The 15892-nt window shown below is 45.5% G+C and carries 13 protein-coding genes; 6 read left to right on the forward strand and 7 right to left on the reverse strand.

Annotated features, from left to right (window positions below; all coding sequences use genetic code 11):
* Positions 1–4: 4 nt before the first annotated feature.
* Both BLT07_RS18355 and BLT07_RS21235 read right to left on the reverse strand, forming a co-directional pair.
* On the reverse strand, positions 5–1510 hold the full coding sequence (locus BLT07_RS18355; RefSeq protein WP_139205166.1) for a hypothetical protein: 1506 nt from the start codon (positions 1508–1510) through the stop codon (positions 5–7).
* 987 nt (positions 1511–2497) lie between these two features.
* Entirely contained in the window at positions 2498–2767 is a 270-nt protein-coding gene (locus tag BLT07_RS21235) for a hypothetical protein (RefSeq protein ID WP_217633344.1), read from the reverse strand.
* Between the two features lie 22 nt (positions 2768–2789).
* Here BLT07_RS21235 and BLT07_RS18360 point away from each other — a divergent pair, with 22 nt between their 5' ends.
* The 6 genes from BLT07_RS18360 to BLT07_RS18385 all read left to right on the forward strand — a co-directional run bounded on the left by BLT07_RS18360 (position 2790) and on the right by BLT07_RS18385 (position 9942).
* Positions 2790–4160, forward strand: a complete 1371-nt coding sequence (locus BLT07_RS18360; RefSeq protein ID WP_262503261.1) for an aminotransferase class V-fold PLP-dependent enzyme — start codon at positions 2790–2792, stop codon at positions 4158–4160.
* A gap of 58 nt (positions 4161–4218) precedes the next feature.
* The gene (locus BLT07_RS18365) at positions 4219–5457 is read left to right on the forward strand and encodes an amidohydrolase/deacetylase family metallohydrolase (RefSeq protein WP_091873276.1); all 1239 of its coding nucleotides are present in this window, start codon (positions 4219–4221) and stop codon (positions 5455–5457) included.
* A 35-nt stretch (positions 5458–5492) separates the two neighbouring features.
* Positions 5493–6746, forward strand: coding sequence for an amidohydrolase/deacetylase family metallohydrolase (locus tag BLT07_RS18370; protein WP_091873280.1), 1254 nt, complete (start codon positions 5493–5495; stop codon positions 6744–6746).
* Positions 6747–6785: 39 nt separating this feature from the next.
* Positions 6786–8576, forward strand: coding sequence for a PQQ-dependent sugar dehydrogenase (locus BLT07_RS18375; RefSeq protein ID WP_091873284.1), 1791 nt, complete (start codon positions 6786–6788; stop codon positions 8574–8576).
* A gap of 3 nt (positions 8577–8579) precedes the next feature.
* Entirely contained in the window at positions 8580–9374 is a 795-nt protein-coding gene (locus BLT07_RS18380) for a carbohydrate-binding family 9-like protein (RefSeq protein WP_091873289.1), read from the forward strand.
* A 103-nt stretch (positions 9375–9477) separates the two neighbouring features.
* Positions 9478–9942 (forward strand): RidA family protein, encoded by a 465-nt coding sequence (locus tag BLT07_RS18385; protein WP_091873294.1) that lies wholly within the window; start codon positions 9478–9480, stop codon positions 9940–9942.
* Positions 9943–10085: 143 nt separating this feature from the next.
* Here BLT07_RS18385 and BLT07_RS18390 read toward each other — a convergent pair whose 3' ends face one another.
* The 5 genes from BLT07_RS18390 to BLT07_RS18410 form a co-directional block, all read right to left on the reverse strand.
* Complete coding sequence (locus BLT07_RS18390; RefSeq protein ID WP_091873299.1) at positions 10086–10838, reverse strand: c-type cytochrome; 753 nt, start codon at positions 10836–10838, stop codon at positions 10086–10088.
* A gap of 88 nt (positions 10839–10926) precedes the next feature.
* Positions 10927–12408 carry a flavin monoamine oxidase family protein gene (locus BLT07_RS18395; RefSeq protein WP_091873302.1) on the reverse strand — a complete coding sequence of 494 codons (1482 nt, stop codon included), beginning with the start codon at positions 12406–12408 and terminating at the stop codon, positions 10927–10929.
* A gap of 61 nt (positions 12409–12469) precedes the next feature.
* Positions 12470–13348 carry an MBL fold metallo-hydrolase gene (locus BLT07_RS18400; RefSeq protein ID WP_091873305.1) on the reverse strand — a complete coding sequence of 293 codons (879 nt, stop codon included), beginning with the start codon at positions 13346–13348 and terminating at the stop codon, positions 12470–12472.
* Between the two features lie 122 nt (positions 13349–13470).
* Positions 13471–14745, reverse strand: coding sequence for a hypothetical protein (locus BLT07_RS18405; RefSeq protein ID WP_091873310.1), 1275 nt, complete (start codon positions 14743–14745; stop codon positions 13471–13473).
* 22 nt (positions 14746–14767) lie between these two features.
* Positions 14768–15874 carry an amidohydrolase family protein gene (locus BLT07_RS18410; RefSeq protein ID WP_091873312.1) on the reverse strand — a complete coding sequence of 369 codons (1107 nt, stop codon included), beginning with the start codon at positions 15872–15874 and terminating at the stop codon, positions 14768–14770.
* Positions 15875–15892: the final 18 nt, after the last annotated feature.

The raw sequence follows: 15892 nt of genomic DNA on the forward strand, positions 1-15892 counted from the left end.
TTACCTAAGGTTCTAAATACCACTTGGGATTTGCATTATTATAGGCCTGCAACGCAGTCCAGTTAGCAACGGAAGAGGTAGCTCTGCTTACGTTATCTAAATACACTCCATCAAAGCCCATGTCGACAATCTTGTCTATGGATGATCTACCATCAGGGAACAAGGAATGATCATATCTAGGATTTTTAAACGGGCTGCCGCCTCTAACAATAATGTCCCGCCACATAGGATGCCACCAAATTGGGGTGGCTTCATCAGCGTATTGTCCGGAGTAAGCCGACCATAGCATCCAGTTTGGTATGTCATCATCCCCAAATCTTTCGCGGGCAGGAATAAATGTGCCATTTTCAACAGTGCCATGAAGGAAAGATCCTGTGTTAGGATTAACCATGACTGGATCGGCATACCACCGGTATAATTCTGTCGTACCGATACTCAAATATGCGATAACTTGCCGTCTGCCGCCCTGGGGTTTCCATTTAAGGGTTTCAACCTCTTCCTTGGTAAGAGAACTCATGTTGAAATGCGCGTCAATATAAAATACATCCCACTCTGAGGCCGCTAGTTCCTCAATATACGCCTTCCTGCCCTCATTTGGAGCGTAGCCTTTCGCCACCCAAAAAAAGTCCCATTCCGTCCCGTGGTCTGCAATCGCTTGAGCAACTACCTCCGCAGGACCGGTAGGTTGAAACCGTCCTCCGGAGAAAGGAACCAAATAGCCGGCATTGGTGGAGATATCGAGACGATTGCCGGGATTAGTTTCCCAGTCCGGCCAATTCGAGTATTTACCGGTGCTTATCATGTACAGATAGTTTTTCGCATCAGACATACTGTTAATGTTGTTGCTGTTCAATGTGTTCGCTACACCGGCAGGTATTGGATCATGAATTATATTGTAACTGTTAGAGGGAGGCGAATATATGGGCTTGTAACCGGGATTTCCTATCCCTGGTGATTGATATACTTCTGCACTTAAACGCGGGTGCCAGAGAATATTATTATCGGCAGCAATTTTCTGGTTATCAGCAACAACTTGCACGGTACTTCCATTAGTGTTCGCCGTACCCTTTATGCCAACCTTAGAAAGGTTTGCCAATCTGGTTACAGTAGTAGTGCTGAAATTTTCAATTCCCCAGCCATCGAGCAAGTTAAGAACATTCCAATCATATGAATTAGTTGCGTTTCCATCTATATGGGCGTATTGCAGAGTGTCTTGCGGAACAACCTGAAAGTTTTCATTTCGAGTCTTCGCCTTGATGGCAAGCTCCATAATCAATGCCTGCATTTTACGGGCGCGCCCGACAGCGCTCACATCATCAGGATTGCCATAATACTCTTCAACTTTCGTATCTAGCTGTGTTAGAGTCTTGCCTCCCTTAGGTGTCCAAGTTAGATTTTGTTTCAATTCACCGGCAGATACGCAGTTGGGAATCCATGACATCAGAGATGGAGCAGCTCCCATGGCAGCAGCTGTCAGTATGCCGGATTTTAAAAATTTTTTTCTGTTCATACCTTTTATATATGTTATGTAAATAGTGTTCATTTACTCTCGCCCCAAAAAGGGAACGCAACCTTTGACAATATTGTCGAGCTAATTAAGTTGGCGACAAGGTCAGCATTTCAATTAATCACCTTATTCTCAAACTGTAAACAACGCTTTTTTACCTACTTATTTTTGATTTTAGCCCATTCTGTCACGAAAATATACCTCTCTGGTCAATCATAATAGTAGGGCTTCAAGAATGCTGTATTATATTCCCCTCTGTAAGAACGGAATTTTTCAACACCGTTGGCTGGGAACGGGAACTGAATCAAATAAATATAAACTTACGAAACCTTTCTTTAAAATTATATTTTCTTTCGATATCTTTCATATATTTATTGGGAGTCCTGGAATAATTTCGCATATATACAAAATAGAGATGTTTGCATGATATGATTTTGCAGTCCTTTTTACAAACGCAGTTTAGTAGCTTTCCTTACGGGCTTCAAAATATCTTCATAAGAAAAAATTAGTTTCAGTGCCACACAGCAAAGCCTGCTATGCATGTTTGGAAGACAAATTGAATTTGTTTGGGTTGAAGTAGCAATTTTTTAACCACCCCGCTGTTGGCCTTCGAAATATAAGAGGATAAAGTGTCAAGGTAAATGTAGACACCAATCTTAAACTAATTGATCAATTTGTAGTTTGATGAAATTCATTCTTTAAATACTAACAGTACAAAAGTTTCAGAAGATAAAAAATAGCAATAAATAAGTTATTTATATTATTTAACCTTTTTTTTTATAAATTGCAATACCCTACAAAGTCAAAATTTACTAAAATTTAGGAGAAATAATAAGGTTTGATGAAAGAAAGGCTACTATGAAATAATACCCAGCCATTTGAATACCAAGCAAAAAATTTAAAGGCGAGTTACACCTGATAAAATCAACATATAGAATTTATAAAGATGAATTTTTTTTTTTTATTTCTTATGAACCATAAACATATGTATTACAAATAGAAACAGTAACAAAACACATACATCATGAAGCGCAGAGAAATCATAAAACAGCTCGGGGTCTTTCCGATCGCCGGCAGTTTTTTGGCGACCGAATCCATGTTCGGCGGCCCCTTCAAGGAATCTTCGCCGATCGGTCCCGGCACACCTTTGGGCGACCAGTCCATTTTCAATGCCATCGGCGTCGAGACGATCATCAACTGTAGGGGCACGTTCACCATCCTCGGGGGCTCCACGGAGCGGCCCGAAGTGCTGGAGGCCATAGAGGCGGCGTCCGGCTATTTCGTGCAGTACGACGAACTGGCCTTCGGCATCGGCAAGCGCCTCGCGGAACTCACCAAGGCCCCGTGGGGCATAGTGTCCTCGGGGTGCGCCGCAGGCCTCAAGCTCGTGACCGCCGCCTGCGTGGCCGGCGGGAACCCCGAGAAGCTCGTTAGGATACCGAACCTTTCGGGACTGGAGAAGACCGAGGTGATAGCGCCCCGATATTCCCGTAACGTGTACGACCATGCCATCCGTAATATCGGCGTCACCATGATCGATGTCGACTCCCCCGAGGAGCTCGAACAGGCGATAAACCCGCGTACGGCCATGATCTATGTCAATTCCGATACCGATTCGGCAACCGGACAACCACTTTCCCTAGAGGTGATCGTAAAGATAGCAAAAGCCAGGAACGTGCCCGTGCTGGTGGATGCCGCCGCGGAAGACCTTACTATTCCCTGCGTTCATTTGGAGCGGGGCGCCACCGTTGTGGCGTACAGTGGCGGAAAGGCTATCTGCGGCCCCCAATGTGCCGGCGTGCTGTTAGGGGACAAGGACCTGCTCATGGCGGCATGGCAGGCCAGCTCCCCCCACCACGGCCCCGGTCGCGACAACAAGGTGGGCAAGGAGGAAATGCTGGGCATGCTGGCGGCCGTCGAGGCCTGGACGACCCGGGACCATCAAGCGGAGTGGAACACTTGGCTCTCTTGGCTCGACGAGATAGCGGCCAAGGTAAAGAAGGTCGATGGGATAACCACCGAGGTCACAAAACCCGAAGGGCTCTCGAACCGCGCCCCCGTACTGCACATCAAATGGGATCCCGACACACTGCACATTACCGGGGAGGAAGTGGCGGAGGAAACGGCGCGGAAAAAACCCAGGATCGCCATAGGGGCGCGGACGGCGGAAAACGGGACATCCATCAACATAACGCCCAGCCAAATGCGGCCCGGAAACGCAAAGGTCGTAGCGGACCGGCTTTTCGGCATCCTTTCGCAGAAGCGTAGCCCCAGCTCCGATGAAATGGCCCCGGCCAAGGGGAATGTAAGCGGCCGCTGGGACGTGGAAATGGATTTTTTCACCAGCAAGAGCGAACACAAATTCTTTTTGGAGCAGGACGGCAACTGGGTCAAGGGCAGCCACCAAAGCGATTTTTCAACCCAAGAGATCGCCGGTATGGCGGAAGGTGACGAGGTGAAGCTCAGGAGCCGGTACAGGGCCCCCGGTGATGGCATTACCTATTGGTTTTCCGGTAAACTTTCCGGAGATACATTGGCGGGATCGGTCTTTTTGGGGGAATACCTTACCGCCAAGTTCACAGCAAAACGTTCGGCATACAGGCAGGGGAATGAGCGCATCGTAGTTCCGGGCGGACCTCCGTTGGCGACTTGACAATCCCTAATTAAGGAACGAAAAATAAACCTATATCATGCATCACTTAAATGAACTAATGCGCACACGGTTTGCCATACTCTTGTTCTTACTGTTTTCATTGATGGATCTGCAGGCCCAAAAACTAGATATACTGCTCAAGGGCGGACATCTGATCGACCCGAAAAACAACATCGACAAGCTAATGGACGTGGGCATCTCCGACGGCAGAATAGCCGAGGTGGCGGCAAATATCCCCAGGGAAAGGGCTGTTAAGATTATCGACGTGTCGGGCCTCTACGTTGCCCCGGGACTTATCGACATGCACGTACATGTCTTTATGGGCAACGACCCGGGGGCCTATATCGCCAACGGGGCCACAAGCGTAATGCCCGATGGCTTCACGTTCCGCTCCGGGGTGACCACCGTGGTGGACGCGGGCTCTTCCGGATGGCGCAACTTCCCCCTTTTCAAGGAGCAAACCATCGACAAAGCCAAGACGAGGGTGTTGGCACTGTTGAACATCGTAGGCAAGGGCATGCACAGTCGGTTCGAGGAACAGGACGTAACCGATATGAACCCGGTGATGACCTCCAATATGATCACCAAGCTGTATCCGGATATCCTTGTGGGCATCAAGTCATCACACTACTGGGGCGATTTCACCCAGGTGGACCGCGCCGTGGAAGCTGGCAAAATGGCAAAAGTGCCCGTCATGGTGGATTTCGGCGAGCACGACCCCCCGAATTCCATCGAGTCCCTTTTTATGGAGCACCTCCGTCCGGGCGACATGTTCACGCATACCTATTCGTACGGCCCCAATGAGCGCGAAACCATTGTCGATGAAAACGGAAAGGTAAAGCCCTTTGTGTTCGAGGCACAGAAAAGGGGCATCGTTTTCGATACCGGGCACGGAGGGGGCGCCTTTTCATGGCGACAGGCCGTACCGGCGACGCAGCAGGGGTTCAAGGCCGATGTCATCAGTACCGACCTGCATACCCAAAGCATGAACGGCGGTATGAAAGATCTTAGCAATGTGATGTCGAAATTTATGGCCATGGGCTTTACCCTTAAAGAGGTTATTTCACGTGCGACATGGGCCCCGGCCCAGGTAATCGACAGGCCCGATCTCGGAAATTTGAGCGTGGGTACAGAGGCGGATGTGGCGGTTCTCGGACTCCGGGAAGGCGATTTCGGCTTTCTCGACATCCGTGGCAAAAGACTCCCGGGAAAACGGAAATTGGAGGCCGAAATTACCATCCGTGCCGGGAAGGTGATGTGGGACCTGAACGGACGGGCGGCCGAGGATTTTAAATAAATGGGTAGCCAAAACCGTCTTTAAAAATTGTTAAGATGATAAAAAATAGTATACCCAGTATTTTCTTGATTTTCCTATCACTAGTCGTACACAGTCAGGAAATTGATATCCTTATCAAGAACGGGCACGTGCTTGACCCGAAAAACAATATCGACGGGATTATGGACGTGGCCATAGCAGACGGGAAAATAGCGGCTGTAGGAAAGGATCTAGCGGAAGAAAACGTAAAAACAACGATTGACGCCACTGGCCTTTACGTATGCCCTGGCCTTATCGACATCCATACCCATGTGTTCGTGGGGCCCAAGGCCGGTAAATTTGCGGACGGGGTCAACAGCGTATCCCCCGATGACTTCAGCTTCAAAGCGGGGGTCACGACCGTAGTGGACGCCGGAACTTCCGGCTGGCGGAATTTCCCCAAATTCAAGGAACAGGTAATCGACCAGTCCAAAACACGGGTCTTGGCTTTTTTGAACATCGCCGCTGACGGAATCAGCGGTACCGAAACCACCCTTTCGAAAATCGAGGCGGCAAAGCACGACCTCGATGAAATGGACGTTCAAAAAACGGACAAAACCATCCGGGAATACCCCGATATAATCGTTGGTGTTAAAATTGGCCATTTTGACGGGGAATCCTGGGCCCCGTTCGATAGGGCTGTCGATGCCGCTGCGAAAACGGATAGACCGCTATTTGTGGAATGCCACCTGCCGGAATATTCCCTTGAAGACCAGTTAAACCATATGCGGCCGGGCGATATCATCACCCATTCCTTTGAAAACATCGACGAGCGAATGCCTGTGGTGGATGAAAACGGAAAACTGAGGCCTTTTGTCCTCAAGGCGAAGGACAGGGGCATTCTTTTCGATGTAGGGCATGGCGGGGCCGGTTTTTGGTTCGATCAGGCGGTCCCCGCTTTCGAACAGGGGCTTTGGCCGAATTCTTTTGGTACCGACCTGCACCGTTTCAGTATGAACGCCGGCATGAAGAATATGCTGAATGTGATGTCCAAATTTCTGACCATGGGCATGCCCTTAAAAGAAGTAGTATTGAGAGGAAGTTGGAAGCCTGCCCAGGCCATTAAACGGGCAGACTTGGGCAATCTCGATGTAGGCGCCGTTGCAGATATCGCTCTATTAAACCTGGAAACAGGTAAATTCGGTTTCGTGGATGCAGGTGGAAAACGCATCACCGGAAATCAAAAACTCGAGGCCGCGCTCACCGTTCGGGAAGGCAAGGTGGTTTGGGACCTTAATGGTCTGGCGGCCCAGGATTTTGTAAGAAATTAAATGCCAAGACGCTTTAAATTATAAAAAAAGGAGCATAAAATGAAAGCATGGTTCAAATCGGTTTCCCTCAATTCTTCTAACGGTTCCACTGTTGTAAATATTTTTTTAGTTGTCCTGCTTCTCTGTAGCTGTGAACCAAATGTGGAATTGCCGCCGAGCGACCCGGACAACGGGGGGCTTTTCCTTCCCGGTGGTTTCGAGGCATTGACGGTAACGGATAGCCTTGGAAAGACAAGACATATTGCAGTGAACGGCAACGGCGATATCTATGCCCAACTTATGTTCGCGGATGACGGAGAGGGCACTATCGCGCTCCGCGACAGGGACGGGGATGGCAAGGCTGACAGCATAGTCCGTTTTGGGGACTATCCGGACGAGGGCAAGAGCGCCACTGGAATAACCCTGCACGATGGGTATCTGTATGTCAGTTCCAGAAAAATGGTTTACAGGAACAGGTTGAACGAGGGCGAATTGGTGCCGAGCGGGAAGACAGAGATCGTACTTACCGACAAAGATCCCAAAGTCGATACGAATTGGCATACTACCAAACCCTTGGCCTTTGACGAACAAGGGAACATGTACGTTCCTTTCGGCGCGGCTTCTGACGCCTGCCAGGATATGGAAAAATACGGTCCAGTCGGCATCCCTGGCGGTCACGGACTGGATCCCTGTCCCGAGTTGGAGACCCATGCGGGAATCTGGAGGTTTCCCGCCGATAGACTTGGTCTGACCCAAGCGGACGGGAAAAAATACGCTACCGGCATCCGAAGTATTGTCGGAATGGAATGGAACCCCAAGGACAATAATCTCTATGCGGTAGGGAACGGGATAGACAATTTCCACACCGTTTTCCCGGACTTATTTACACAATGGCAAGCGGCCGTGCTCCCTTCGGAGACGTTGATGAAAGTGGCCGAAGGAACGGATTATGGTTGGCCCTACGCCTATTACGATCAAATACAAGGGAAAAATGTGCTACAGCCCGGTTACGGCGGTGACGGAAAAAAAGTGGGCAGGGCAAGTGAATTCGACAATCCCGTTATCGGGTTTCCCGGCCATTGGGCCCCGATGGACGTGATGTTCTACCACGGCGATCAATTCCCCGAAAGGTACAACAAAGGGGCCTTTGTGGCCCTCCATGGCTCTACGGACCGGGCGCCCTATCCGCAGGCCGGTTACATAATTTGTTTTGTTCCCTTTGATGACAAAGGGAAGGCCACAGGCGAGTACGAGGTATTTGCCGATGGTTTTGCCCGGGTCGATACCGTTGCCAATACCAGTGATGCCGTTTACCGGCCGATGGGCCTGTCCACCGGTCCCGATGGTTCCCTGTACGTCAGTGAATCGAACCACGGAAGAATCTGGCGGATCATGTACAAGGGCGACAGAACGGATTTCGGCAAGGACCAACTGGTATCCATGGAAAAAAGAAAAACCACACAGACCTATATAAAAACGCCTGATGAAAAAAAAGATATTCTACAAAAGGGTGACACTTATGCAGGCCGGATTCTCTACGACACCTACTGCGCCGCCTGCCACCAAGGTGACGGGAAGGGCGACAACAACCGGTTCCCCCCGCTCTACGGCTCCGAATGGGTGGCGGGTGATGAGAACCGTTTGATCGACATAGTTCTGAACGGACGTAATGGCGATATCACCGTAGTGGGAAAAACCTACAATGGCCTCATGCCCCGCAACGATCACTTAGACGACCATGCCATCGCCTCCATTTTGACCTATACCCGCAAACGGTTCGGCAACGGTGCCTCCCCCGTCAGCGCTTCCACTGTCGCTGAAATACGAACAAAAACGGCCAATAAAAAATGAGGAATGTACAACTTTAATACTTCGGGAATAAATCTGTGTTGTTATGCGCTCATCTTGGGTTCAGCATTCAATTACACCTTCGGACAATCCTTGGACGAACCAGACAAGAACGTCGCGACTACCGATCAAATAAACATAAAGCACAATGAACCGTTGCCAGTAGAAAGATGCGATGATTTTGAAATCACCGGAAATGGGAACAATCCCTATTGGAGTGCATCTGAATGGAACTTTCTCACCAAAATCGATAAGGGCGGCAAGGACTATGAAACCAAGTATAAGATTTTGGCCTCCTCTACGGGCATCTATATACTCTTTTATGGCGAGGACGACAAAATAACTACGGAAGATTATGGGGATATGGACAAAATTTGGAACGGTGACGTGTTCGAGATTTTTTTCCATCCAAATCCAAAAGAAACGGTATATTATGAATATGAGGTCAATCAATTCGAAAAACAGTTGGTTCTCACTATATCCGATTCGGAAGGGGGATTGCCATGGGTGCCCTTCAACGAATACGGTAAGGAACAGTACGGAGTTGAGAATAAGGTCGAAATAATAGGAGGAGCAAAGCAACTGAACGGAAAAATCAAATCATGGCGTGCGGAAATCTTTATATCCTACAAATCCCTTGGCCTTTTACCCAACGTCCCACCAAAAAGTGGGACAATATGGAACGCCAATTTTTGTAGAATTGACTATGACACGGGGAACATGGTAAAATGGTCGTGGACGCCAACCATTAAAAATTCGTTTCACGAACTGAACAAATTCCAATCCATTATATTCAAATAAAATAAAACCGACCGATACAAATCGTTCATTGACAAGTCGCATAACGTATCGGGAAGCTACGAGCCGAATAGTTAAGATGAATCATTAATTTAAATTAAAACAAATGAAAAACAGTAGAAGGGAATCCTTTAAAACAATAGGAATGGGCCTTGCCGGACTTTTCGGCATGGGAACCCTGAGTGCAATGAACCGGAATAACAGCTCTCAAAAGGAAGTTACAGGGGCGATTGTTACAGATCAAGAGATTCCGATGTTCTCTGGTTCCGTCAAACATGGTAATACGCTATACGTTTCTGGGAAGGGCGCCCAGTTCGAGGGCGATATCAAAACCCATACCGAACATGTGCTGAAAGAACTCGAAAAGGAACTAACGGAGAACGGCTCCTCCATGGAAAAGGTGCTGAAGGTAAACGTTTATCTTGCCGATATCGCGGATTTCAAGGGCATGAACGAAGTATATCGCGGCCGTTTTGGTAAAAATCCACCCGTACGTACAACGGTAGCAGTTTACGGGGGAGTCCCCGGCATTTCCTTGGTCGAGATGGACTGTATTGCTGCACTAGACTAAATACAAGCCCTATATTTCATAACCGTCTTTTAACAGGGTCTATTCTTTCATGGTCTAGCATCATCTCTTTTTTATAGTACGGTCACCATTTATCTTTTTCTGGCTATTGAACTTTGGTCACAAGCGATCTTATAAACTGCACGCTATTTGATGTGCAGTTTCCTGGAAAATTGTCCTTTCATCAACGAAGTGGACGTATAACTTGCTGTTAGCATATAGATTCCTTCAGTTACATTTCCGGGCTTTTTTATTATCCGGAAAGTTCCTTCCAAACCGGGCAACACCCAGTTATTCTTCTTTCCTCCCTGCAGTAAGATGTACGATGCCATTTGTTCAGTTTCCTCTGATGTAAGGTCCGGGTGCGCAGGCATCTCCATACTACCCCATTCTCCTATAGACCCATTTAAAATACGGTGCGAAAGGGATTTAATAGTACCCGCTGTATTTTTATATCTCTCTGCAATTTTGGAAAACGAAGGACCAGCAAGCACTGTCTTATCCGCATGACAATTAAAACAGGTGGATTTCTTCAGCAATGACAAACCTTTATCATCTGGTTCTATATCAGATATTTTAATTATTTCCTTTCCCTCTTCCCTATCTGTTTTGGGCAGAAATTCTATTTCCAATAGTACTTCGTTTATGTTTATTTCACCATACTTTGAATCCCCATCCACCGCGTCCGACACCTCAATGGAATAACGCACATCCGTATCCCAGTGATAATATTCTTCGCTATTTGGGGATACACTTAATTTTACATTTGGAAGGGATTTATCCTGGATTTGATTTGAGGAAATAGTGCTGGTCAAATGTAGACTTAAAGCATCTGAAGTGGGGGCATTCCCTCTAAAATAATGGCTTTTTGAACCTTTTTGTATAAATGGGTCTTCCACCTGGATATTCCAGATATTTGAATTACAACAAGACAATAGTGGAAATAAAAGCAAAATGTACCTCATAACTTATGTAAACATCTGACGGCTACGCTGTATCGATTTCCATGGCCACTCTACTGGCGGCATTGGTAGCTGCCTCCATTCCCCAACTTCTGTTATCCGTATGAGCCCCCCCGAAATGGATCCTACCATGGGCTGTCATAATATGTGGCCAATATTTCGATAAAACGCCCAGTCCCGAAAAACCATGGCGCTCGCATCCATGTACAAATGTATCCGTTGACCAATCTTTCACCAGGGTCTGTTCTATGTCGATATTCGATTTTTTGCCGGGGTAGAGTTCCCTAAAAGCGTCTAAGGTGCGTAATGGGTTCGTTCCGCCTGGCGCTTTAGCCATTAATGAAACCCTATCGGTATCCACTTCACCTGCCACTTGCCAAATATGGGTAAGTGCAGGATGGTTAAATGTCAGGTTAATACTTAAATTATCCTTTTCCCAGAATTTCGATCTTGCCTGGAAGACAATTCTTGTGGTTTGATCATAGGCAAGATTCTCTAAAATAAACTGCTTTTGAGCTGGTAACATCGGGGTTACGGGTATCTTTTTAAGCGCTGTCGTTCGAAGGCAACATGCGAGGAAATCAGCTGACATTTCCTTTACCTCCCCGAACTCCCTATATTTCACCTTTACTTTAGTTTCCCCATTTTCAATCTCTAGAATTTGACAATCTAGCTTCACTCTCGTTCCCAAACGCCGCCCCAGTTCATTTGTTAACATTTGGTTGCCACCTTTAAGGCGAAATAGTTTGAACTGATTATCGTAACCCCTTTTATGCATTATATAGGCTTGCCAAATACTATAAAGCGCAGAAGTCTCCTCGCCTCCTAAAACAGTCATGGCTGCCTTTGAGGCCCCTGCTTCTTTATAGATTTGGGAGACAGGTATGTTTTCAAGATGGTCATATCCAATTCCAAAAGGCTGATATTCATCCACGAATTTTGCAAAATAGGGTTCTAGGTAAAGCAGTTGCAGGTTGGTTGAAGGATTCGATACTAGAAATTGAGTTTCCTTTTTGTTAAACCCTCCCAACATTTCGACCTGCTGTTCGTAGGTTTCCTTTTGCGATTTCTCTGTGTGCCAGACGCCATCAACTCTAGTTAATCTGTTTTCCCTATGGAAATAAGGGAGGGCAGTAAGCTTAAATTCTTCAATATATTTCCAGTAATTTTCATAACCAGGTTGGGTAAAATTTTCTGCCCCGAAATCGGCGTACAGTCCATCGGAAAGTCCATCATGTACAGAGAGTACAGCACCACCAAATCGCCCGGAGGCTTCTAATACTAGTACCTCATGTCCTTTTTTCATCAATTCATAAGCACAGGAAAGTCCACTAATACCTCCGCCTGCTACGATGACTTTTTTAGTAGTACCTGAGGAGGTTTGTGGAATTTTAATGTTATCAATTTCAGGTTGCACCTCCGCCATGAGGTTAATGGGAATTAGGGTGGCGCCCAATCCTGAATAAATAGTTTTCTTTATGAATTTCCTTCTTTGAAGATTTTTCATAACTCCCTTAATTTTAATTATCAGTCTTTCTTTACCTAAGTTGTCAGGAATGAAGTTACCTTTAATTCTCCCTTACTTCAGTAACATCTTCGATATCGATTTTGTCTCCAATTTCCAGAATATGGTAGCGCTCCTGCATGGGTTTTGACAATCGAAATTTCACTTCATTTGGATACCCGGTTGTCCAGTATCTATTTTGATCAGTTACTTTAAAGGTGTCCCTGTGTTGTGGTAATATATAAGTGGGTTCTAATTCATTTATAAGAATCAGGGAGGGGTCAATATGTGTATTGTGTTCGGTGGGCGAGAAAAACAAAACGTCTACCTTTTCAAGAAAGAGATGGTCTTCCAGTAATACGGTATCTCCCATTTGCAGAAAGCGTTTCCCCCCAATCGTAATCAGGTACCCGCAATCTTCTAAGTTGGCATCGTAGTACACCGCGAACTTTGAATTACCATGGATGGCTCTTACCGGTTCAATTTTCACATCACCAATGTTAAAGGGTACTCGAGGAGTAGCTACATTAATTCTCTGTTCAGGAATTCCTACTTCTTGAATTGCAATCTCTTTGCAGTTTGATGGCATTACGAATACACAATTTCCTTTTTGAGCCAGAATTTTTGATGTTTCCCTTTCAAAATGATCGCCGTGCTCATGGGTGATAAAGGAAATGTCTAACTCCTCCGCCAATTCTTTTGCAGAGATTGGAGAAGGTACCGCCCGATCTTCCGATTCCAATGCCAAATCCGTTCCTATTAAAATATCGTTATATTTAATTAACCATCCGTTATGTCCGGTCCACCATACTGCCAAACCTTCAGTATGTGTTTTTATTTCATCTATCATCCGAACAGGATTAACTTCTTTCTGGGCAGATGAACTCTGAAATGATAAAAATATTAACAAGAATAGTAGTGGTGCATTTTTTACAAACATCATTTCTATTTTTAGTAAAAACCGATTCTAATTCAAATTTAATTTGCCAAAATAAGCAGGTTTTGCATAAAAGAAGTGCGAATATCCAGATACTGGTAGAGCCGGGAAATTGAATAATGCGCAGTTTATGAGACCTCAAATTTCACAACAGCCTTGTCGATATTCTTTATTTTATCGATTTCCAGCGTATATAAATGCCTATCTCTCCTTTGAGCTATTTTTGCGTCGGTAATCTTTAAATCATCCGAAATGAACCTTAGCTTTTTTTCGGATTCGATTTTGACGATCAGTTGATTAGTGCTCAGTTGATCATTCAATTTATTGGTTTCCACGAAATCAATGTAAATTTTATCTTCACGAATCTGTGCTTTTGTACAAACATGATGTACAAGCTGATTTCGAAATGACAAAGAATTCTTGGCTAATAGTGTATCGAGTTGATCATTATACGGCTTAAGAAGTTTCACCCAAGCCTCTACAATTTCAGAATTGCGATTCGGGTCGGGATGTAGTAGGTTTGGCCAATGTAATCCGCAGGTGGGCCCGGTTAGTGCCCCCCTAGGTTTTTTTCCAAAGTCATCCCAATGAAGCAAGTCTTCTCCCCGATCGATAGTAATAACTCCAGAATCAACCCCAAATAACCCAAACTGAGCCCCCTCGGCATTATACATATTACTAAAAGGGGTATTGATGTAATGAATGCCACGTTTCTTTACGACTTCTGCCATACTGATTTGATGATCACCTGTCAAACCAAACCCATGCAAAAAAGCGGTAGGCACAAAAGAAGTTGGAAAAGCACCTAATTGATTTTGATGCAACAATTTTTCAAAACAATCAAGATGAAGTTCAACCTGGTCAAGAGGTCGCATTGTTCCTGAACTGTCCGCCCATTCTGCCCGGGTCATGTTTTCATCTTTCCAATATTCATGCCCTACCCCATGCATTGTTAGCTCATAGTGATTTTGATTATTTCGGATAATATCTGCTGCCTCATCCAACCAGGGCCCCACCCATTTACTGTTATCCCATTTCTCACGCATCCATGTAATCGTCGGAACATTCCGCAACATATTTTCTCGGTCCCACTGACAAAGAATAGTTGCTGCTTGTGGTCGTACACCCAGTTTTATTCCAAGATCCGCAATTGCTTGATAATCGGCCGGAACATGATTACGACTTATGCCTGTACGGTAAGGCTGTTGACGCTCGTGGCCGTCTTCTCCAGACCACCAGCCAACATCATCAATGACAATTTGAATTGGCATGGGTATGGATACACTCAATTCAGCATTGCGAACGGACCCCTTTCCGGCAAATGCAACAAAATTGGAAGCTGCAAAACCGGCACCTGCTAAGGCAGATTTCCTTGTGAATTCACGTCTAGTCATATTCTGCATCGAAATTTCTTTTAATTCGTGGTTACCAATTTTGAAGTCCTAATAGCCGTATGGCATTTTTTGAATATATTTTATCAACTACATCGATGGGCAGCTTTAGTCCCTTTAACTCTCCAAAATTTTCTAGGTTGATTTTCTCATCCGTTACATAGAATTTCCATTCACTTACCCATCTGTCATTGATGTCTTTTTTGAATTCGGATGGACTTGTTGATGAATTGATCGAACTGTCCGTACCGTAGATAAGTCTATCCTGATATTTAATGAAAAACGCCCGAGTCTTTTTTCGGTTATTGAATGTATGAAGTTTCAAATTGGACAAACGCGTTAAATCAACGTACATGTTCGAAAATTTATCCAAGCGTTTTGCCAACTCGTCAAGGCTCCATTCCAGACTACCCAGGTGTGCACCCATAAAAATTAAATCAGGATGCTTCTCAAGCATATGGTCTCTAGCATCTATCTGATCTTGATAAGAAGGGTACTCCGGATGCAGATACATGTGATATTCTGGATGGGATCCGTAATAATCTTGGCTGAAGGTCATCTCATCAAGGGGCAACCAGCAATCTCTGGGTTCACCGTTGTGACCTAATAAGGGAATATTATTCGCTACTAGAAAATCCAAGATGGGATCGAGTCGAATATCATCGACCATCACAAATTTTCCGTTTCCGTCCCTCAGGTCCATCCCGATATTCTTCCAAATTTTGACGGCTATAGCGCCATCCAAAAAAGATTTTTCCAAGCCTGTTATTGTGTTTTCCATCCAGTCATCACTACCCCAATCTTTGACCGGAAAAGTGGTGGCAACAGCCATATTTTTTGAAAAGTTCTTTAAATGAAGCATGGCAATTTTTTGCTGTCCATCCATAGGTAATCCAAATGGACGGTCATCGATAATATCCAAAAATTGAAAATTATCTGCTTGCGCCTGCTCTATAAAAAACGTCTCTTCTGTATTGATATGAATATGAATGTCAAACTTTTTAACCTTACTGAAATCTTCCAGTTGGTAATACGCTTTGCCATCTATGGTAGGAATTAGTTGGTTTTGCCCCACCTGTACAGCTATCAAGGCACCAAGCGATAAAAGAGTACATACTAAAACGAATTTGCTTTGCGTCATTGTTGTAAATCTGATTAA

Origin of the sequence: Pricia antarctica, assembly GCF_900101815.1 — a bacterium.
Classification (GTDB): domain Bacteria; phylum Bacteroidota; class Bacteroidia; order Flavobacteriales; family Flavobacteriaceae; genus Pricia; species Pricia antarctica.